The 21,080-nt window shown below is 41.9% G+C and carries 21 protein-coding genes; 12 read left to right on the plus strand and 9 right to left on the minus strand.

Annotated features, from left to right (window positions below):
- Positions 1 to 37 precede the first annotated feature (37 nt).
- From OFO00_RS02400 to OFO00_RS02415, 4 genes are all read left to right on the plus strand, one after another.
- Complete coding sequence (locus OFO00_RS02400) at positions 38 to 964, plus strand: branched-chain amino acid transaminase (RefSeq protein WP_270858518.1); 927 nt, start codon at positions 38 to 40, stop codon at positions 962 to 964.
- Positions 965 to 972: 8 nt separating this feature from the next.
- Entirely contained in the window at positions 973 to 2,055 is a 1,083-nt protein-coding gene (locus tag OFO00_RS02405) for an SPFH domain-containing protein (protein WP_270864734.1), read from the plus strand.
- Between the two features lie 63 nt (positions 2,056 to 2,118).
- Positions 2,119 to 2,898 (plus strand): bifunctional phosphoribosyl-AMP cyclohydrolase/phosphoribosyl-ATP diphosphatase HisIE, encoded by a 780-nt coding sequence (hisIE, locus tag OFO00_RS02410; RefSeq protein WP_270864735.1) that lies wholly within the window; start codon positions 2,119 to 2,121, stop codon positions 2,896 to 2,898.
- Positions 2,899 to 3,047: 149 nt separating this feature from the next.
- Positions 3,048 to 3,632 carry a hypothetical protein gene (locus OFO00_RS02415; RefSeq protein WP_270864736.1) on the plus strand — a complete coding sequence of 195 codons (585 nt, stop codon included), beginning with the start codon at positions 3,048 to 3,050 and terminating at the stop codon, positions 3,630 to 3,632.
- Positions 3,633 to 3,971: 339 nt separating this feature from the next.
- Here the strand turns inward: OFO00_RS02415 and OFO00_RS02420 are convergent, their stop codons facing one another.
- The 3 genes from OFO00_RS02420 to folE form a co-directional block, all read right to left on the minus strand.
- Positions 3,972 to 4,973 (minus strand): iron-sulfur cluster assembly scaffold protein, encoded by a 1,002-nt coding sequence (locus OFO00_RS02420; RefSeq protein ID WP_270864737.1) that lies wholly within the window; start codon positions 4,971 to 4,973, stop codon positions 3,972 to 3,974.
- A 9-nt stretch (positions 4,974 to 4,982) separates the two neighbouring features.
- Positions 4,983 to 6,173, minus strand: a complete 1,191-nt coding sequence (locus tag OFO00_RS02425) for a NifS family cysteine desulfurase (RefSeq protein ID WP_270864738.1) — start codon at positions 6,171 to 6,173, stop codon at positions 4,983 to 4,985.
- 103 nt (positions 6,174 to 6,276) lie between these two features.
- Positions 6,277 to 6,861 carry a GTP cyclohydrolase I FolE gene (gene folE / locus OFO00_RS02430; protein WP_270864739.1) on the minus strand — a complete coding sequence of 195 codons (585 nt, stop codon included), beginning with the start codon at positions 6,859 to 6,861 and terminating at the stop codon, positions 6,277 to 6,279.
- A 171-nt stretch (positions 6,862 to 7,032) separates the two neighbouring features.
- On the opposite strand from folE, the gene tig reads away from it, so the two are divergent.
- The 6 genes from tig to purN are packed head-to-tail and all read left to right on the plus strand — an operon-like array spanning position 7,033 to position 12,907.
- Positions 7,033 to 8,343, plus strand: coding sequence for a trigger factor (tig, locus tag OFO00_RS02435; protein ID WP_270864740.1), 1,311 nt, complete (start codon positions 7,033 to 7,035; stop codon positions 8,341 to 8,343).
- Entirely contained in the window at positions 8,343 to 8,927 is a 585-nt protein-coding gene (gene clpP / locus OFO00_RS02440) for an ATP-dependent Clp endopeptidase proteolytic subunit ClpP (protein WP_270858485.1), read from the plus strand. Before tig ends, clpP begins: the two co-directional genes overlap by 1 nt.
- Positions 8,927 to 9,445 (plus strand): peptide deformylase, encoded by a 519-nt coding sequence (def, locus tag OFO00_RS02445; RefSeq protein ID WP_270864741.1) that lies wholly within the window; start codon positions 8,927 to 8,929, stop codon positions 9,443 to 9,445. Before clpP ends, def begins: the two co-directional genes overlap by 1 nt.
- Entirely contained in the window at positions 9,442 to 10,959 is a 1,518-nt protein-coding gene (locus tag OFO00_RS02450) for a YifB family Mg chelatase-like AAA ATPase (protein ID WP_270864742.1), read from the plus strand. Before def ends, OFO00_RS02450 begins: the two co-directional genes overlap by 4 nt.
- On the plus strand, positions 10,956 to 12,347 hold the full coding sequence (locus OFO00_RS02455; RefSeq protein WP_270864743.1) for an NAD(P)H-hydrate epimerase: 1,392 nt from the start codon (positions 10,956 to 10,958) through the stop codon (positions 12,345 to 12,347). The genes OFO00_RS02450 and OFO00_RS02455 overlap by 4 nt, the downstream gene beginning before the upstream one ends.
- Positions 12,329 to 12,907, plus strand: a complete 579-nt coding sequence (purN, locus tag OFO00_RS02460; protein WP_270864744.1) for a phosphoribosylglycinamide formyltransferase — start codon at positions 12,329 to 12,331, stop codon at positions 12,905 to 12,907. The genes OFO00_RS02455 and purN overlap by 19 nt, the downstream gene beginning before the upstream one ends.
- A gap of 55 nt (positions 12,908 to 12,962) precedes the next feature.
- Here the strand turns inward: purN and OFO00_RS02465 are convergent, their stop codons facing one another.
- Genes OFO00_RS02465 through OFO00_RS02490 form a run of 6 tightly spaced genes read right to left on the minus strand, consistent with a single transcriptional unit; the run spans position 12,963 to position 18,363 of the window.
- Positions 12,963 to 13,604, minus strand: a complete 642-nt coding sequence (locus tag OFO00_RS02465) for a CatB-related O-acetyltransferase (protein WP_270864745.1) — start codon at positions 13,602 to 13,604, stop codon at positions 12,963 to 12,965.
- A gap of 8 nt (positions 13,605 to 13,612) precedes the next feature.
- The gene (locus tag OFO00_RS02470) at positions 13,613 to 15,109 is read right to left on the minus strand and encodes an AAA family ATPase (RefSeq protein WP_270864746.1); all 1,497 of its coding nucleotides are present in this window, start codon (positions 15,107 to 15,109) and stop codon (positions 13,613 to 13,615) included.
- Between the two features lie 15 nt (positions 15,110 to 15,124).
- On the minus strand, positions 15,125 to 16,195 hold the full coding sequence (gene aroC, locus OFO00_RS02475; RefSeq protein WP_270864747.1) for a chorismate synthase: 1,071 nt from the start codon (positions 16,193 to 16,195) through the stop codon (positions 15,125 to 15,127).
- Between the two features lie 9 nt (positions 16,196 to 16,204).
- The gene (rnc, locus tag OFO00_RS02480; protein WP_270864748.1) at positions 16,205 to 16,876 is read right to left on the minus strand and encodes a ribonuclease III; all 672 of its coding nucleotides are present in this window, start codon (positions 16,874 to 16,876) and stop codon (positions 16,205 to 16,207) included.
- Positions 16,877 to 16,934: 58 nt separating this feature from the next.
- A complete protein-coding gene (rnhA, locus tag OFO00_RS02485; protein ID WP_270864749.1) occupies positions 16,935 to 17,360 on the minus strand; it encodes a ribonuclease HI in 426 nt (141 codons plus the stop codon).
- Positions 17,338 to 18,363 (minus strand): tetratricopeptide repeat protein, encoded by a 1,026-nt coding sequence (locus tag OFO00_RS02490; protein WP_270864750.1) that lies wholly within the window; start codon positions 18,361 to 18,363, stop codon positions 17,338 to 17,340. The genes rnhA and OFO00_RS02490 overlap by 23 nt, the downstream gene beginning before the upstream one ends.
- A gap of 60 nt (positions 18,364 to 18,423) precedes the next feature.
- Here OFO00_RS02490 and dnaG point away from each other — a divergent pair, with 60 nt between their 5' ends.
- Both dnaG and OFO00_RS02500 read left to right on the plus strand, forming a co-directional pair.
- Complete coding sequence (dnaG, locus tag OFO00_RS02495; RefSeq protein ID WP_270864751.1) at positions 18,424 to 20,097, plus strand: DNA primase; 1,674 nt, start codon at positions 18,424 to 18,426, stop codon at positions 20,095 to 20,097.
- Entirely contained in the window at positions 20,094 to 21,080 is a 987-nt protein-coding gene (locus OFO00_RS02500; RefSeq protein ID WP_270864752.1) for an argininosuccinate synthase domain-containing protein, read from the plus strand. Before dnaG ends, OFO00_RS02500 begins: the two co-directional genes overlap by 4 nt.

Raw genomic sequence — 21,080 nt, forward strand, 5'->3', positions numbered from 1 at the left:
TAAAATCATAGGTTTAAATTTCAAAAAAGGATGTAAAATGGCAAAGGTTCAACCGGCAAATTTAATTTGGAAAAACGGCTCGCTAATCCCATGGGCTGAGGCTACAACGCATGTTTTAAGCCACTCGCTTCACTATGGCAACGCAGTATTTGAGGGCGTAAGAGCCTACAAGACAGATAAAGGTTATGCGATTTTTCGCCTTGATGAGCACACAAAAAGACTTTTAGTTTCAGCCAAACTCTGCCTAATCAAAACCCCTTATAGCTTCGATGAGTTGCGTCAGGCGCAAATCGATGTCGTAGCTAAAAACGACTTCGATCAAACCGTCTATATCCGCCCGTTAATCTACCTAGGATACGGCTCTATGGGCGTTTCGCTAAAAGATGTCCCAGTCGATACCGTAGTAGCTGCATGGCAATGGGGCGCGTATATGGGCGAGGAAGCCCTAAGAGCGGGCATTAAGGTGAAAATTTCATCTTGGGCGAAACCTGCTCAACACTCAATGATGGCAAAAGCAAAGGCAAGTGCGAATTATTTCAACTCACAAATGGCAAACTTCGAGGCTGTCGATGCTGGATACGATGAGGCGCTACTGCTTGATCCGCAAGGATTTGTGGCAGAAGGTCCAGGAGAGTGCTTGTTTATCGTAAAAGACGGCGCGCTAATCACTCCGCCAAACGATACTAGCTTGGAGTCAATCACTCAAAACTCAGTTATCCAAATCGCCGAGAGTTTGGGCATAAAAGTCCTTCGCCAACGCATTTCACGCGATCAAGTCTATGCGGCTGATGAGGCGTTTTTCACAGGCACAGCTGCCGAGGTTACGCCGATTAGCAATATCGACGGACGCATTATTGGCAAGGGCGAAATGGGCGAGATCACAAGCAAATTGCAAAAAGCGTATTTCGCAGTCGTTACTGGCAAAGACCCTAAATTTGAGCACTGGCTCACATATATCAAATAAGGATAATTATGCCGGCAGATTTAAATGATTATTTCAACAAAAATAAAAAAAATAATGGCAACGAAAATGGTGGATTTAGCTTTAAGGGGCCAAATTTGCAGAATTTAGGCGGCTTTAAATTCGGCGGATTTTTCTACTTTTTAATCGCTATTATCGCGCTTTTTATCATTGCAAAACCATTTGCCACTATCCAATCAGGCGAGGTTGGCATTAAGTCAAATTTGGGTAAATACGATCCCACACCGCTGGGCGCTGGAATCCACTTTTTCGTGCCGTTTATCCAAGATATTTTTGTGATTGATACGCGCGTGAGAATCATCAACTACACTAGCAACGAGGATATGGCTACAAGCAGGGCAAGTGGCGGAAGTATCGGCGGAATCATCCGCAAAAATTCGCTTTCAGTGCTAGACTCTCGTAACCTGCCAGTTAGTGTTGATATTACTGTTCAATACAAACTAAACGAGAGCACCGCGCCTGCGACGATTGCGGAGTGGGGGCTTTTGTGGGAAGACAAAATCATCGATCCTCGCGTCAAAGATGTCGTGCGAAGCGTCATCGGCAACTATCCAGCAGAAGAGCTTCCGACCAAACGCGAGGAAATCGCTAAGGCGATCGATCAAGGAATCCGCTCGAATATCGACGCTCTTTCAAACTCGCCTGTGGAGCTAAGAGCTGTGCAGCTTCGCGAGATAATCCTACCGCCAAAAATCAAAGAGCAAATCGAGCGCGTGCAAATCGCTAAACAAGAGGCAGAGCGCACCAAATACGAGGTCGAGCGTGCTAACCAAGAAGCACTTAAAAAAGCAGCTCTTGCCAAAGGTAACGCAGATGCTGTAAAAATCGAAGCCCAAGGTAAGGCGGACGCCGTGAAAATCGAGGCTGACGCGCAGGCGTATGCAAACACTGAAATCGCAAAAAGCCTAAATCAAAATTTGCTAAATTTAAAGCAAATCGAAACTCAGGCGAAATTCAACGAGGCTTTGCGTGAGAACAAAGACACGCAGATTTTCCTAACCCCAGGCGGTGCGGTGCCAAATATTTGGGTCGATACCAAAAACAAACCGCAACAATCGGCGATTAGCGAATAACAAATTTTGCAATCCTTTTCTAGGATTGCAAAATTGCGCAAATTTATCAAAAACGGAGATTTTATGATTAAGGTTGATTGGCAAAAGGTCGCTGGCTTGCTCCCAGTGGTGGTGCAAGATTACAGTGACGGGGCTGTTTTGATGCTTGGCTATATGAACGAAGAGGCGCTATCTCTCTCGCTAGAAACGGGAGTGGCGCACTATTTTTCGCGCACGAAAAATCGCATTTGGAAAAAGGGCGAAACAAGCGGCAACGAGCAAATCATAAAATCTGCGTTTTTAGACTGCGATAATGATACGCTATTGCTCAAAGTCGAGCAAAAGGGCGGTGTGGCGTGTCATACGGGAGAGAAGAGCTGTTTTTTTAACGAAGTAAAATTTGGCGAGAATTTGACGCAAAATTCGCAAAATTTGGGTGATGAAAACACTGCGCCCAAAACTGCTCGCAAAATTTCGCCTTATGATATTTTAGATGAAATTTACCATGTCTGCCTGGATAGGAAATTTAACGCAGATCCCGCAAAATCGTATGTCGCAAGCCTGTATAAAAAGGGCGAAAATAGCTATCTCAAAAAAATCTCCGAGGAAGCGTGCGAGTTCGCGCTAGCTTGCAAGGATCTAACCCGTGCAAAATCTGCGCCAGAGGCCGAACGGGCGCGTTTTGGCGAGCATAGAGCGGGCGAGCCAGAATACGACGCGATTTACGAGGGCGCGGATATTATTTTTCACATGCTAGTAGCTTTGGGGGATCATGGAATCCACCCTGAGACGATTTTGCGCGAGCTTGCACGCCGTGAGGGTATCAGCGGGATAGAGGAGAAAAATTCAAGGCAGGAAAAATAAAATCCTGCGAATTCGTTGTCATTACGGGCAAAGCGAAGAAATTCAGGGAAATTCACATAAATTTTAATTTAAAAATTCAAATTCTCTCTAAATTTTACTGGATTGCTTCGAATTTCGGAGTTAAAAATATGAAAGTTCAAAGGATAAAATTGAATTTACGAAGCCGTTGGCTAAATAGTTATATCTATTTGATTTTTTATTATCGAGTTTTTAAAAAGCCAAAATCTGTTTTTGGCTCCGTAATTTCGATAATGTCATTAGGTTTAATCGGTTGTTTTCTTTATCTTGTAGTGTTGGGATATTTAAAGGCACTGTCTTACAATCCAAGAACGCTCGAAAATCTCGATATAAACGAAGGAATTTTACAATCAGCGTGGTATAAAGCAAAGGGCACTGGCGGGACTTTGCGACTGGACTTAAACGAAAAAGAGCATAAATTTTATCAAATTCGAAAAAGTGAGCGAGAAATTTACTCAAAACTTATTGGTGAGAGAGTTAAAATTTACAGCGAACCAGCTATTTTGTTTTACTACGACCACATATTGCAACTCGAAGATAAAAACGATAAAGTTTTTATAAAATACGATTATGAAAACAAGCTCAAAGAACCAGAAAGAAATGAAAAAACGACATTTTTTTGTTTAAAGGCAAGTTTGTTTTTCTTAATTTTAATTTTTGTTTTAAATTTTAAAGGAAATAAACCTGAAAATTTCAGAAAGGAAGTTTATGAATAAAAAACAGATTTTAACTTGGATATTTGTAATTTTTTGTCTAATTATTAGTTTTATAACTACAATTAAAAGAGATGAGATTAAATGTTATTTTAATTCTTCGCAAAATTGCCTAAATTTAGGATTAGAATAAAATTTATTATGGCGCGAAATTTGCGAATTTAGCGTTTAAATTCATTGTAGCAAAATTTAAAAGCATTGATTTGTCATTGCAAGGCGATTTATCGCCAAAGCAATCTGTGAATTTAAAATTAAAAGCGTGTGTTTTAGAAAATTTAAAATTTATAAAATTTAAAATTCGGCTAAATTTGAAGCAAAAGCTCAAATTTAGCCTGTGTATTATCAAATCGGCATTACGCGGATATTTTCGCTTAGATTATCCTTCAAAACCGCCTCGATCGCATATAGCGTCGCGCCTGCGCCACTAGCGCACCCAGAGCACGCACCCAAATAGCGAATATAAATGTCAGTTTTGCCGTCATCGCTTGGTTTGATGTCGATGACATCGAGATTTCCGCCGTCCATTTGAAGCATTGGGCGAATATCGCTATCAAGTATCGCCTCGACCGCTTTAAATTTACCGATTAAATTTAGCTCTTCAAAGCTTAGTTTCGCCTCTGGCGCCGTGCCAGAGCTAGCACACGCACCAGCTTGGGCTTGGAGTTTTTCTAGCTCCATTTCCTCTCTTGTTTGAGCTAAAATATCCTCTAAATAATACTCCCTAGCCTCGTGTCCGCCAGGCCTAATGCAAGATTTGCAAAACGCGCCAGCCTTTGTGTATTGTGTGATTTGCTCGACGGTTTTTAAATCATTTAGCTTAATCACCTCTTTTATCGTGCCAAGGCTCACCCTAGCGCACTCGCACACGATAATCTCATCTTCGAAATGCTCAGGATCTATGCCTTTGTATTTTGCCGCAGCTGCTTTTATGACATCATACGCCATTACCGAGCAGTGCATTTTTTGTGGTGGGACAGCTGGCTCGTCAGGGGTGTCGCGCATATCGCGCTCGACATCTAAATTTGTAATCTTTACAGCTTGATCGACGGTTTTGCCGATACAAAGCGCTGCCATAGTGTCGCTACTAGCGATTGCCGTGCCACAGCCAAAGCTTTTAAATTTAGCGTCGATGATAATGTCAGTGGCAGGGTCGATGAGCCAGTATAATCTCACAGCGTCCCCACAGCTCTCTGCGCCAAAATCAGCCACAATTAGCTTCGCACCACGCGCAGCGGCTTCTTCCTCTGTGATTTCGCCCATAAATTTAGGGTTATTCATGCGATCTTGAACCTTGTTTGAGTATTGCTCCCAAATCGAACCATTTATTAAATCGTTTTTTGCCATTTTAAATCCTTATTTTTGATAACCTTGTGGGGCGTAAGCAAATGTGCTAGAAATCCCGCGAAGTCTGGTGATTGCCTTGCTGATATGCTCTATGGCATAATCGATCTCGGCCTCTGTATTAAAGCGAGAAAGTGAGAGGCGAAGCGCTGTGTGAGCTAGCTCTTTATCTGCGCCGATTGCTTCCATGATTGGGTTATTTTCTAGTGCTTCGCTAGCGCATGCTGAGCCCGTGCTAGCGGCGATTCCAGCTTTGTTTAGATCCCAAAGCATAGCCTCGCCCTCTACGCCTTGAATTGAGGCTAAAATCGTATTTGGCACGCGAATTTCGCGCTCTCCCACGACATAGACATGTGGAATTTCAAGCAAAGCGTCCTCTAATTTATCGCGTAGCCTTTTGACATGCGAATTTTCAAAAGCCATAAATTTGTTCGCTAACTCCATTGCCTTGCCAAGGCCTACTATACTAGCGACATTTAGCGTGCCAGATCTGCGACCGCCCATGTGTTCGCCACCGTGAAGCAGGCTAGTAAGCGGTTTGCTATCTTTGATATATAGTGCGCCAACGCCCTTTGGAGCGTGAAATTTATGCCCAGAAAGGCTTAAAAAATCCACGCCTGCTGCGCGCACATTTACAGGGATTTTTCCCATTGCTTGCACGGCGTCTGTGTGATAAAGTGCGCCAAATTCGTGCGCGATATCTGCGATTTGCTTTACAGGGAAAATCGTGCCTGTTTCGTTGTTTGCCCACATTACGCTAACAAGGGCTGTTTTGTCGTTGATTTTCTCTCTTAGTTCATCTAGGCTGATTAAGCCGTTGCTATCCACGCCTAGCCTGATGATTTTTACCCCGCACACTCGCTCCAAAAACTCACAGGTCGCGCTGATAGCTGGGTGCTCGACAGAGCTGATTATGATATTGTCCTTTTCGCCTGATAAAATTTTGTCGTAATAAATCCCTTTTAAAACCCAGTTGTTGCTCTCTGTCGCACAGCTAGTGATGACGATATCGTCCGCGTCTGCTGCGCCAATCCCCTCGTATAGCTCGTCCATAGCCCGCCTTAGAGCTGGGTGGGTTTCGCTACCGAAGCTATGCAGTGAATTTGGGTTTCCAAATTTGTCACAAAAATATGGCTTCATTGCCTCGAAAACTTCGGGATCGACCATAGTTGTAGCGTTATTGTCTAAATAAACACGCTCCATAAATTTCCTTTCTTAAATTTTTATTAATGAGATATATTTAATCTTTTGAAAGCTAGTTTGATAATATAATCATTAGACTAAATTTCACCTTAACTTACCGACGCTAAAATCCAAATGTTTTTGGCGAATTTATCAAATCAAAAAACTCTTTTCTGGTGTCGTTTCGGCTGATAAATAGCCCACGCAAAGCCGAAGTTGTCGTGGTGGAGTTGATTTTTTGCACGCCACGCATTTCCATACACATGTGGCGAGCTTGGATTACGACGCCCACGCCAAGGGGCTTGATGACCTCTTGGAGCGCATTTGCGATTTGTTCGGTGAGTTGTTCTTGGATTTGTAATCTTCGCGCGAAAATATTTACCATACGCGGAATTTTGGATAGTCCAACGACTTTTTTATTAGGTATATACGCCACATGCGCCCGCCCGATAATAGGCAAAAGGTGGTGTTCGCAAAGGCTGTAAAATTCAATATCCTTAATAAGCACCATTTCGTTATTTGAGCTCTCAAAAAGCGCGTCATTTAGCACATCTTTGGGGTCTTGCTCGTATCCGCTAGTAAGAAATTCATACGCTTTTGCCACACGCATTGGCGTTTTTATTAACCCTTCGCGCTCAGGATTTTCGCCAAGTAGAGTTAGCATTTTAGCGACACAAGAAGCGAATTCTTCCCTGCTTTTTTCGTCCATATTTTTCCTTTAAAATTTTTCGCGCATATTACTTAAACTCCCCTTTTATAACGCTAAAATTTAAAAGCAAAATTTAGCCCCAAACAATAAAATTTGCCAAATTTTAAAATTATTAAGCAAAATTTTGGTATATTCTGCGCTTTAATTTTAAAATTTTTTAAAAGGAAATTTATGGAAATCAATGCAAAGCTAACAAACTCTGCTAACGCAGTAGCAAGCACAAAAATCGATGCAGACACCATCGCTAAAAAAGTAGATGATCTTGCTAAAAAAGCCGCCAAAAACCTTAAAATCGACGGTTTTAGAAAGGGCAAAGTCCCAGTAGCAGTCGTGATGAAACGATACGGCGCGCAGTTAGAACAAGACGCAAAACAAGAGATTTTTAAAAATATCATCGACGAATCAATCAAAAGCGTAAATAAAAAAGCTGATGAAGTAATCGGCGAGCCAATTTTTTCTAAATACGATGAAAAAGACGGAAACATCGATGTAGAGATGGAAATTTCTTTCCGCCCAGAGGTCAATATCGACGGATACGAGGAGCTAATCCCTGAGTTTTCGACACCTCGCGTAACCAAAAAAGAGATTGAGGACGAGATAAATAAAATTTTATTAATGGTCGCTCCACTAGAAAAATCAGATAAAACAGAGCTTGAAAAGGGCGATTTTGCCAAATTTGACTTCAAAGGTTTCGTTGATAACGAGGCTTTCGAGGGTGGCGAGGCAAAAGATTATGTGCTTGAAATCGGCTCAAATCAATTTATCCCAGGTTTCGAAGACGGTATGATTGGACTAAAAGTCGGCGAAGAGCGCGATGTAGCAGTTAAATTCCCAGCTGAATACGGCGCGAAACACCTTGCAGGAAAAGACGCGATTTTTAAAGTAAAACTACATGAAATTCAGTGCAAAAAACCAGCCGCTGAGCTTGATGAGGATATGCTAAAACGCATACTTCCAGGCGAGGAAAAACCTACAAAAGAAAAGGTTGAAAGCACTATCAAAGAACAACTCAAAAACGACAAACTTCGCAAAAAAATCGAAGAAGAGTTAAAACCAAAAATGGCTGATGCTTTGGCTGAGAAATTTAACTTCGATTTGCCAAAATCAATCGTCGAGCAAGAGATAAATTTACAATTCAACAACGCTTGGCGTTCATTTGACGAGGCTACAATCGAGGAATTTAAAAAAGATCAAAAAGCAATCGAGAAAAAACGCGATGAATTTAGAGCTGGCGCAGAAAAAAGCGTAAAAATCACATTTTTGATCGACGCTTTGGCTAAAAAACGCGGTATTGATGTAAGCGATCAAGAGCTAATCCAAGCCATTTACTTCGAAGCCTACTCAAACGGCCTAGATCCGAAAGCTCACCTTGAAGAATATCGCAAAAGAGGCGTTTTGCCAGCTGTTAAAATGGCGCTAATCGAGGAAAAACTTTTCAACAATATTTTTAGCAAAAACAAAGACGACAAAGAAGGCGAATAATGTTTTTACCTTATGTAATCGAGCAAACAAGCAGAGGCGAGAGAAGCTATGATATCTACTCTCGCTTGCTTAAAGATCGCATTGTAATGCTAAGTGGCGAGATTAACGACGATGTAGCCAGCGCAATCGTAGCCCAACTGTTATTTTTAGAGGCAGAAGATCCGGACAAAGATATCTATATGTATATCAACAGCCCTGGTGGCGTGGTTACGAGCGGATTTAGCATTTATGATACTATGAATTACATCAAACCAGATGTCAGCACGATCTGCATAGGTCAGGCTGCTTCAATGGGCGCATTTTTGCTTAGTTGTGGCACCAAGGGCAAACGATACGCCCTACCAAATGCGCGCATTATGATTCACCAACCTCTCGGCGGAGCACAAGGCCAAGCCACTGATATCGAAATCCAAGCAAAAGAAATTTTGCGTATGAAATCGCAACTAAATCAAATTTTAGCCCAAAACACAGGCAAAAATTTAAGCGATATCGAAAAAGACTGCGAGAGAGATTTTTTCATGAGCGCGAAAGAGGCCAGCGAGTATGGACTAATCGACAAGGTATTGGAAAAGAGCTTTAAATAATGGTTTTAGAAATTCTTACATATCCAAACAAAAAACTCCATGTTCGCTCCAAAGAGGTCGTCAAATTTGACGATGAACTGGCGAAATTTTTAGACGATATGTATGAAACCATGATAAACAAAAACGGCATTGGACTAGCTGCTATCCAAGTGGCTAATCCAATCAGAGCCGTTGTGATAAATTTAGCCAACGAAGAGGGCGTGCAAGACAAAGCCGCTTTGCTCGAACTCATAAATCCCGTAATCACACAAAAAGAAGATGAAATCATCTACCAAGAAGGCTGCCTTAGCGTGCCAGGATACTACGAAGAGGTCAAAAGAGCGCGCAAAATCACGCTAAATTACCAAGACAGAAGTGGGCAAAAACACGAGCTAAGCGCTGATGAGCTTTTGGCTGTGTGTATCCAACACGAGCTAGACCACCTAGACGGACATCTTTTTATCGAGCGCATAGGCTACAACAACCGCAAAAAATTTGACAAAGAATACCGCAAAAACAAAAAAGAAAAATCAAAATGAAATCTCTAAAATGCGCTGTTTTTACCGATACTTTAATCAGTGTCAGTGTAGAAAGCACATTTGTCAGAGGCCTTCCTGGCTTTAATATCGTAGGACTTGCCGGAACAACGATTAAAGAGAGCGAAAGCAGGGTAAAAGCGGCTTTGATGAGCCTAAATTTCAAATTCCCAGCCTCTAAAATCATTATAAATCTCTCCCCCTCTGATGTGCCCAAAAACGGCTCGCACTTCGACCTTGCAATCGCGCTTTTAATCGCTTTGCAAAAAGAGAGCTTCGGGGACGATTTTTTCGTATTTGGCGAGTTAGGATTAGATGGCACGCTAAAATCCACAGCTTCGCTATTTTCGACACTGCTTTTTTTAAGCGCGCATGTGAAAAATGCTAAAATTTTAGTGCCAAAAGAAATCGCGCTTAGAGCCTCGACAATCCCGAATTACGAGGTTTATGCGGTCGAAAATTTAGCAGAAGCGATTAGATTTTTTAGTGATGATGAATTTGCCGTAACCTGCCTTATGAGCGAAACTCACCCGATTTTCAAAGATGTTATCAAAATAGGCAGTGAAATTTATGTCCCAAACCGAAATTTCACCCTAAATTTCAAAGACATAAAAGGCCAAGAAAGAGCCAAAAGAGCGAGCCTAATCGCCGCTAGCGGTATGCATAATATACTCTTTGAGGGTAGCCCAGGGTGCGGAAAATCAATGTGCGCTAAACGCATAGCCCAAATTTTGCCACCTCAAAGCGTGAGTGAGATTTTGCTTTCGTGTGCTTATGAGTCATTAAACAACAAAAATGTCGATTTTAGCGCACTCAGAGCCTTTCGCTCGCCTCATCACACAAGCACTAGAAGCTCGATTTTCGGTGGTGGTTCGCTTGGTGCGCGTATCGGCGAGGTGGCTTTGGCAAACGGCGGCGAGCTGTTTTTCGATGAGCTTCCGCACTTTGGAAAGCAAATTTTAGAAAGCCTGCGAGAACCGCTCGAAGATAATAAAATTTTAATCTCGCGAGTAAATTCCAAAACCGAGTATGAGACGAAATTTATCTTTGTCGCAGCGCAAAACCCCTGCCCGTGCGGACATTTGTTTTCGCAATCAACCTCGTGCTCGTGCTCGGCAAACGAAATCAAAAAATACAAAAGCGTGATTTCTGGGCCACTGCTTGATAGGATTGATCTGTATGTGGCTATGGACGAGGTCAGCAAGGACGATAGATCTAGCATATCTAGCGAGGAGATGTATGAGAGGGTGGTGTGCGCCTTTCGCGCGCAAAAGCTAAGGCAGCAAAGCGAGCTAAACGCGAAATTAAGCGATAAAGATGTGGAGAAGTTTTGCGTTTTGGAATCAAGCGCGCAAAATATCCTAGAAAGCGCGATTGGCAGGTATAATCTAAGCCAAAGAGGGATTATAAAAACCAAAAAAGTAGCGCGCAGTATCGCCGATCTAAGCGAGAGCGAGGTCATCGCGAAGGCCCATTTACTCGAAGCTCTGAGCTTTCGAACTAGGAGCGAGATATGAAAAATTTGTATTTTAGCACAGCCGAATTTGACAAAAACGCAAGCCAGAATTTAGGCATTGATGAGAAAATTTTAATGGAAAACGCCGCTAGTGGCGCAGAAATTCTAATCCGAAAAAAGCTTAAAAAGGGGGCAAAAATTTTAGCCCTATGCGGGGCAGGAAACAACGCAAACGACGCTATTTGCGTGCTTCGCAGGCTAAGCGGGGATTATTTGTGCGAGGCGTTTTTAATCTTTGGCGAGCCAAAAAACGAAGCGTTTAAATTTCAAAGCGAAATCGCCAAAAAAGTCGGCGTGAAATTTAGCCAAAATTTGGAAAATTTCAAATTTGACTGCATAATCGATGGCGTTTTTGGAAGCGGTTTATCGCGCGATATGGACGAGAAAGTATGCGAGATACTAGGGCGAGCAAACCATGCCAAAGCCCTAAAAATCGCTATTGATATCCCAAGCGGAATTGATTTGGCTGGCGTGCCAAGACCTATGGCGTTCGAGGCGGATTACACGGTGTGTATGGGAGCACTGAAAATCTCGCTTTTTAGCGATTTGGCAAAAGATTTTACCGGCAAGATAAAACTGGCAAATTTAGGCATTTGTGAGGATAAATTTGCCACTTCGCCAGAGGCGTTTTTGCTAGAAAAATCTGATTTACGCCTGCCATTTCGAAAGAAAAAAAACACAAACAAAGGCGAATTTGGCCACGCCTTTATCGCTCTTGGCGATATGAGCGGGGCTGGCGAGATTGCCGCTCTTAGCGCACACGCAATCGGCGCAGGGTTAGTCAGTGTCGTAGGGGTGGCAAAAAAACTAAGTCCTATTTTGATGAGCAAAAAAAGCTTTGTCGGTGCAAGTGCGATTTGCGCAGGTTGTGGGCTTGGGGAGACGAAATTTGACATAGAAAATCTGCGCCACACTCCTTGCGTAATCGACGCAGATTTGTGCTACAAAAGCGAAATTTGCGAGATTTTACGCACGAACGAAAACGCCGTTATCACGCCACACCCGAAGGAATTTGCCGCCTTGTTAAGCTTGGCAAAAATCGCAAATTTAAGCGTGGGCGAAGTGCAAAAAGATCGCTTTGCCTTAGCGCGCAAATTTTCGCTTGCTACCAAATCTGTGCTCGTGCTAAAAGGTGCAAACACCATTATAGCGCATAGTGGCGAGCTTTTTGTGTGCGAGAGGGGAGTTAGCGCGCTAGCCAAAGCAGGCAGTGGCGATGTGCTATCAGGCCTAATCACAGGGCTTTTAGCCCAAGGTTATAGCTCGCGCGAAGCCGCGATAAATGGCGTTTTGGCCCATGCCTTAGCTGGGCGAAATTTTAGGAAAAACTCATATTCACTAAACCCATTTGACATCATCGAGGAGATAAAATGGTTACGAAAAAAATAGCCGTGCTTTTTAGCGGTAGCGGAAGTAATTTAGAGGCGATTTTAGAAAAGCTTCATGGCAAAATTTTTGGGGATATTAAAATCGAGGTTGTGCTAACACTAACTAACAAAGCTAACGCGTTAGGTATCCAAAAAGCCGAAAAATACGGACTAACAAGCGTTGTTATTGATCATAAAGCGTTTGTTAGTAGAGAGGAATTTGACGCAAAAGTAGTAGAAGTTATCAAAAAAAGTGGCGCCGAGCTAACTGTGCTAGCGGGCTTTATGAGAGTGCTTACGCCGGTATTTTGTGAGCAAATCAGGGCGATCAACCTGCACCCGTCGCTTCTGCCACTTTTCAAGGGCGCGCACGCAATCGACGAGAGCTTTGCAAGTGATATGCAAGTGGGCGGTGTGAGCGTGCATCTAGTCAGCGCAGAGCTTGACGGGGGCAAAATCATAGCCCAAGAGGCTTTTGCCAGAGAGGGCAAAACGCGCGATGAGTGGGAAGCTAAAATCCACGAAATCGAGCATGAAATACTGCCTCGCACAATAGTTAAAATTTTAAAAGGCGAGATTTAAAATTTGGTTTTGATTGAAATTTGCAGCGCTAAATTTCAATCAAATTTCATTAAATTTATTCGGTTTTTCCAAGCATTTCTTTGATTTTTTCTTTCACTTTTTGCAAATCATCATTTAAAAAAACTTCGCCCAGCCTGTCGATTTCTGCCACGCTTTTATCCCACCATTTAAGCTCTAAGAGCAAATTTATCATCTCATCATCAAAGCGTTTGCGAATTAGCCTTGCAGGGTTTCCGGCGACTATGCTATACGGCGGTATTTCGCCGCCCACTACGCTACTAGCACCGATTATCACGCCATCGCCGATTTTGCTTCCCGGCAAGATGAGCGAGCGTTGCCCTATCCACACATCGTTTCCGACCACCGTGTCGCCTTTGATTGGCAGTTTATCTAGACTAGGTACATTTTGCGAAAACCCCTTAAAAATATAAAACGGAAATGTGCTAACACCGCCCATAGCGTGGTTTGCGCCGTTCATCATAAATTCCACCCCAGCCCCGATTTGGCAAAATTTGCCGATGATTAGCCTATCGCCGATAAAATCATAATGGTGCGTAACACGGCTCTCAAAATCCTGCCCCGCATAATAACTAAATTCGCCCACGATTATATTTTTATTTTTAATAGTCGGCTTAATGTAAGTTACGCTTTCTAACCCAGATTTCAAGGGGAAAATTTCATTTGGGTTTGGCAACATAAAAATCCTTAATTTAACCTATTTTGTTTTGCTAAATTTATCAATTCTATCAAAATTTCAATGGAATACCTTAAATCAGCTTTTGTATATTCTTTTTTATTTTGATTTGGTAAATTCTCTGGGTGGTCTATGGCATTTCTGATAAAACAGCAGATTGTGTTGTAAATAGTAGTTCGTGGATTACCTTTCTTATCAACAAAGCTATGTATCCATTTACAAGCATTTCCTTGACTATCTTGTAAAACTTTTTCAGATAATAAACTTTTTATTTTATTATCTACATCATTTATACTCATATTTATTTTTTCACCATTTTTATCCGACAATTCATCTTCCATTAAACTTTGAAAATAACCAAATAATTGTATATGATAATCTATGCTTACAATATCAAAAACATGATAATTAATTTCTGCCGCAGTAACACTTGGTAAAATAAATGTTCCGTCATTTTTCATTATTTTTTTGGGTTGATTATTTTCTTGCAAAGCAACAATAACGAAATTATCTAATTTCAAAGCATTTTCTATCACAAAATTTGAATGCGTTGATACAATAATTTGCGAAGTTTGTTTTTTATCATTATCGACAAATAAATCTCTATAATAACCTAAAATTTTTTCTTGCCATTTTGGGTGCATACTGATTTCAGGCTCATCAATCAAAACAACTGCACCATTTAATGCATTTTTATCTCGCAATAAAAATGCTCCACGAAATACAATCTGCTTTTCGCCTGAACTTAAATCATCGATAGAAATTTTTTCGCCATTTTTCTTAAATAAAATTTCGATATTGCCGTCGATATTATCTATTCCTTCAAATTCTAGTCCTTCAAACATCTTGTTATTAAAAACTTTTTTAAATCTATTCATTTTAAGTAGTAAATTTGTATTTATTTCATTTTGTATTTTTTTAATCACTTTTTCTATTTTTACTTTTGATTGTTTTATATTTTCAGATATTTCATCATACTTCTCTGCTTTTATTTTATAGTCATAATTTATAATATCTGCAAACAATTGTTTTATATTTTCAGCTGTTTTATCAGTAAATTTTTTTCTTTCATCATCATTTATATCTGTATTGTCGCCACCAATTTTTTTTATCTTTGTATTTGGAGAAAAATTAATATTTACGGTCGCATATAAAGGTGCTAAAAAATTTGATAAATTTTTAAATTCTTTGAAATCATCTTCAAAAATTTTTTTAAAATCAGTCCCCACTTTAAACGGATAGGATATTTCATCATTGTTTTTCCAAAATTTCTTATTGTCATATTTAAAAATATCATCGTTGTTTATTATAGTATAAATCACATTTTCACTAAACTGGTATGTCAGAATTTTTTCAATTTCTTCCAAAATAGTCGTCTTACCTGTGCCGTTTTCTCCTGCGATGATAATAGTATCGGCAGGATTGCCGTCTTTATCGCAAAAATCTAACTCTAATTTTTTTCCTAAAATTTTATGGTCTTTAAATTTAATTGATTTGATTTTTATCATTTCTAACCACCAAATTTACCCATAAATTTTCTTTAAATTTTCCAAATTTGCACTAGCATTTAGTAGAAGCAAATCAGCCAAGATTAGCCGTAAAAGTGCCGTGCAGACGACACTGCCACGCACTCCGATACAAGGGTCGTGACGACCACGAAGCGAACAAATCGTTTCATCGCCGTTTTTATCAATCGTCGGCTGGTCAGCAAAAATGCTAGGGGTCGGCTTAAAATGCGTTTTTATGATGATTTGCTCCCCTGTTGTGATACCGCCAAGAATGCCCCCTGCGTGGTTTGATTTAAAGCCAGTTTTATCCATAAAATCATTATTTTCGCTTCCAAATTTGCTCGAAGCTTTTACGCCATCACCGATTTCTACGGCTTTTACGCCGTTTAGCCCCATGAACGCCCCGCCGATTAACGCGTCAGCCTTAGCATAAAGTGGCTCTCCAAGCCCCTTTGGCGCGCCATTTGCAATAGTTAGCACACTAGCACCCACGCTCTCGCCTTTTTTCTTTAAATTTGCGATTAATTCTTTTTGCGAATTCTCCACACCCTTATCAAGCGCGAAAATCTCGCTATTATCAGCATTTTCGAAGTCTAAATTCTCAGCATTTATTTCGCCTACGCTTAAAACTCCGCTTTTCACGCTCACGCCAAATTCATTTAAAAGCATTTGCGCGATTGCCCCACCTGCGACCCTTATCGCCGTTTCTCTTGCCGAGCTTCTGCCGCCGCCTCTGTGATCCCTAATGCCGTATTTAGCAAAATAGCCAAAATCAGCGTGTCCCGGGCGAAAAAGCTCTTTTAAATTTTCATAGTCTTTTGAGTGCTGATTTGCGTTGTAAATTACAAATCCAATGGGCACACCCGTGCTAAGCCCGTCAAACACACCACTTAAAATTTGCACCTCATCGCTTTCTTTGCGAGAAGTGGCAAATTTACCGCCGGGTTTGCGTCTGTCTAGTTCGGCTTGTAAAAATTTAGTATCGATTTTCACACCCGCCGGAAAGCCGTCCAACACCCCACCAATCGCCACGCCGTGGCTCTCCCCAAAAGTCGTAAGCCTGAGTTTTATACCTAGTGTGTTCATTTTTTTATCCTAATTTTTTTCTAAAATCTCAATCGCAATCTTTGCCGCTTTTTGCTCGGCCTCTTTTTTGCTGTTTCCGATGTCCCTAGCAAACTCCTTGCCACCCACGAAAACCGCCATTTCAAAGCTTTTTTTATGATCAGGTCCAGTTGAGCCTAGCAAGCGATACTCGGGCGTAACGCCGAATTTCGCCTGCGTGATTTCTTGAAGCGAGGTTTTGTAATCCTTCACAAGTTCGTTAAATTCAATCTTTGGATAAATTTTTTCTAGCAAAGTGGTTACGATTTTGGCCGTTTTTTCTAGCCCTACCTCCAAATACAGCGCGCCAATCGTCGCCTCAAAAGCGTCAGAAAGTAGCGAGTTTTTCTCCCTGCCGCCGTTTTTTTCCTCGGAAGCTGACATATTCAGACACGCCCCAATCCCCAAAAACCTAGCAAATTTCGAAAAGCTCGTCTCATTGACAAGTGCCGCGCGCAGTTTGCTGAGATCTCCCTCGTTTGAGTTAAATTTCACAAACAAATACTCCCCCACTATCAAATCCATAACCGCGTCGCCCAAAAACTCCAATCTCTCGTTGTTTGCGCCATTTTTGGCGCTTCTGTGCGTTAGCGCGACCGCAAGCCTTGCCTTATCCTTAAATTTATAACCAAGTTTTTCTTCTAAATTTGATAAATTTTGCATTTTTTTCCTTTATTAAATTTGCAAAAATTCTTAAATTTAGCAACGCTCATTGCAAAATTTAAGCCTTTTTGTATTTTTGCGCCTCGCCCCTAGCTAGGCTGTCGCAAGCCTCATTTTGCGGGTGTCCAGCATGCCCTTTGACCCAAATTGCCGTGATTTTATGGCCGTTTGCCACTCTGATATACTCCCTCCATAAATCCTCGTTTTTTTTGTTTTTAAAATCCGTTTTTATCCACTTATGAAGCCACGAATTTATCGCATTTACCACATACTGACTATCTGTGATAAGCTCCACTTCGCATGGCTCTTTAAGCGCCTTTAAGCCCATAATCGCCGCGGTTAGCTCCATTTGGTTGTTTGTAGCGCACGCACTGCCGCCACACTCGCATTTTTTAGCGCCCTTGTATTCTAAAATATACGCCCAGCCCCCAGCTCCTGGGTTTCCAAGACTGCTACCGTCGCTAAAAAGTCTGACCGATTTCATTGTTTGCTTCCGAGATTTTCGCACTCACGCCTACGCTAGCCATTTCGTAGCACACAGGGCAACGATGAGAAAATATCCCCACCTGGCTTTTACATTTCGCGCACGAATACGAAAATGCTAAACTAGCCCCCGCAAATCCCGCTTCCTTCATCGCTACAAGGGCGTTTATTTCGAAATTTTGGCTAGGTTTTTCTGGCTTTTTCTCGCTTCTACCAAGCGCGTAAAAAAGCGCATTATAGTCGCTATCGCCCAAATTTACGGCTGTTTTTAGCGGATAGATTAGATCAATCACCTCGCTCAAATTTGGAAATTCGCTAAATTCGCCAAAGGGCTCTTTGTTTTTGATAAAAAGCTCTATGCAAAATCTCTTTGCGCCCTTGAAATTTAGGGCTAAAATTTGCCTTATTTTCTCGCTAAATGGCGTATTTGCGTCATTTGCGATGATTTGAGCTCTGATATATTGCGCGCCTTGCCAGACATCTACGCCTTGTTCTTGCAACGCGTCTAAAACCTGCAACGCCTCGTCAAACCTGCGAAGCCTCTCATAAATCACGGTTAGGTGATTTAGCGCGGTTTGATTGCGTGGGCGCAGGCGCAAAGCCTCTAAAAACACCTCCTCAGCCCTGCCCATAAATCCAGCTTTAAAATATACAATGCCTAAATTTGTCAGCACAAACTCCCTTTGTGCGCCGTTTGTGGTTTTATTTAGCGCGATTAGATAAATTTCAATCGCCCGCTCATAATCCCCGCTTTTGACAAAAGAATTCGCTAACACCCCAAGGGTAGGCTGATCGATTTGCGGGCTTGATAAAAGCTCGCGGTGAGCGTCGCTAAGTGCGTCGAGGGTGTCAAATTTTTTGATAAAATTCTCTAAATTTGTCCTTTCGTTTTTTTTGTGAAAAATCCCCCAAACATAGCTTAAAACGCTAACTAACAAAATAATGCTGATTAAAACAATTAGCCCAAAAATCGGATCGCGATCATCAAGAAAAAAATTGTCCAAATTTCGCCTCGTGGTATAAAATAAAGGGCGATTATAGCAAAGTGTGGGTATAATTTGCAAATGATTAAAAATGAAAGTATTGAAAGGCTTTTAGCCGTCGCTGATATCGTAGATGTCGTAGAAAGATATGTCCCACTCAAACGCTCTGGCTCAAATTTCGTCGGAATTTGCCCATTTCACGATGATTCACACCCTAGTATGAGCGTGAGCTCACGGCTTGGGATTTTTCACTGCTTTTCGTGCAAGGCTGGCGGAAATGCCATAAAATTCGTCCAAGACTACGAAAAGCTAAATTTCAAAGAAGCCGTAGAAAAGCTAGCCTCGATGTATGGTTTCGAGCTCGAATACACAAATGAGCGCAATTTTCAGCGCGAAGATAAAAAAATTTTAGAAATTTTAAACGCTTTTTACCAAAGTCAGCTTTATAACAATCCTAGCGCGGTAGAGTATCTGCATTCGCGCGGTCTTAGCGATGAGACGATACAGAAATTTGGCCTTGGCTGGGCTGGGTCTAGCGCGCAGACAATCCGAATTTTGCAAAACGAGCAAATCGAAGCGCGCGACGCCTTTAATGTGGGTGCGATTAAGCAAAACGAGCGTGGAAGCTACGCTAGCTTTATCGAGCGCATTACATTTCCGATTCACAACCACACGGGCAAAATCGTGGGCTTTGGTGGGCGCACGATTAGTGGCAATCCAGCCAAATATGTCAATTCGCCCCAGTGCGCAGTTTTTGATAAATCGCGGATTTTTTACGCTTACAATCTAGCCAAAAAAAGCGCGTATGATAAAAAAACTCTCATCATCACAGAGGGCTATATGGATGTCATAATGCTTCACCAAGCAGGTATCGACAACGCAGTAGCCGTGCTTGGCACAGCTTTGACGCCACTACATTTGCCACTGATTAAGCGCGGGGATTTGCGCGTAATTTTAAGCTTCGACGGAGATAGCGCAGGAATCAACGCTGCGATAAAAAGTGCTAGACTCTTATGCGCAAACGGCATTGATAATAGCGTGGTTATCATAGGCGGTGGCGCAGATCCAGCCGATATGGTGCAAGCTGGCAAAGTGCGCGAACTAGCCCAAATTTACGCTAATGGCATGGAGGGCGGAGAATTTTTGATCCGTGAAATCGCCAAAAAATACGACCTAACCCGCCCTGTGCAAAAAGAGCAGGCTCTAAATGAAATCAAAGAATTTACTAACGCGCTAAATCCCGTGGTGGCGCAGTCATATACGAGTTTGGTAGCGCAAATTTTAGATGTTTCGCCTAGCGCGTTTTCGCTAAGTTCAAATTCGGGTGCGAGCGCAAATTTCGCGCCAAAGCAAAATTTAAAACCGCAAGAAAACCCGCCAAAACCAGAAAGCTCAAATTTAAAAGATATAACCGAGCTTCAAGTCATAAAATCCATGCTTTTAAACGAAAATTTCATGGCAAATGGCCTAAACTGCCTTAGCGTGCAGGATTTCCGTATGCATGGCAGGGTGTATGAAGCCCTAATATCAGCGCAAAAAAGCGAAGATGACGAGCAAAGTCTGCGCGCGCTTGCCTTAGATAATAAAATTTTAGCCATTACAAATGAGACGAATTTTATCAAGGCCTGCATGCTTCTTCGTCGCAGGGTTTTGGAAGAACAAATGCAAAAATTGCTTGTTTCAAACGACCCTGATAGGCTCGATAAAATCCTCGAATATCAAAAAAAAATAAATGAATTAAAAGGAAAAAAATGAAGGCACTCGCACTTTTTAGCGGTGGGCTAGATTCGATGCTAGCCATAAAATTAATAACTATGCAAAATATCGGCGTTACGGCACTTTATATGGATATTGGCTTTGGTGGTAAAGATGATAAAAGCGAGATTATGAGCGAGCGAGCGCGCATGGCTGGGGCTGAATTTTTGCGCGTAGATATTAGAGATGAGTATTTGCAAAATGTGCTTTTTAGCCCAAAATACGGCTATGGCAAGCAGTTTAACCCCTGCATAGACTGCCATGGGTATATGTTTAAAACCGCGCTTTCTATGCTAGAAGCACTTGGGGCTAGTTTTGTGATTTCTGGCGAGGTGCTAGGACAGCGTCCAATGAGCCAAAGAGCCGCTGCAATGGCGCAGGTGCGCAAACTAAGTAGTGATGAAAATAATCTAATCTTGCGCCCGCTAAGCGCAAAACTAATGGCACCAAGCGCGCCTGAAATCAACGGCTGGGTCGATCGCGAAAAACTGCTAGATATCAGTGGCAGGGGACGAACGCGCCAAATGGAGTTAGCGGGGGAATTTGGCTTTGATGATTACGAAACGCCAGCTGGTGGATGTTTGCTTACGATCCAAAGCTACGCTGATAAAATCAAAGATATGATGAAATTTGAAAAATTCGAGACTTCGCAGGACGCTGAAATTTTAAAATTTGGCCGTCATTTGCGCCTAAGTGGTGGCGCAAAAATGATAATCGGACGCAACGAAGATGATAATGCGCGCCTAAGAAATATCCAAAATCCTAAATTTACTCGCATTAAATTTACCGAGCCACTCGTAGGTGCATACTCGCTCATTTCGCGTGGTGCTAGTGGTGATGACATGGCATTAGCGGCGAAATTTGCGCTAACTTATATGAAATTTCAACCAGGCACAAGCTACGAAGTCATCATTGAAAATGAAAAATTTATAGCCACGCCGTTTGAGGATAAGGCCGAAGCGCAAAAATATTTTATTAGCTAA

Source organism: Campylobacter sp. VBCF_04 NA7 (genome assembly GCF_027737405.1).
GTDB lineage: Bacteria > Campylobacterota > Campylobacteria > Campylobacterales > Campylobacteraceae > Campylobacter_B.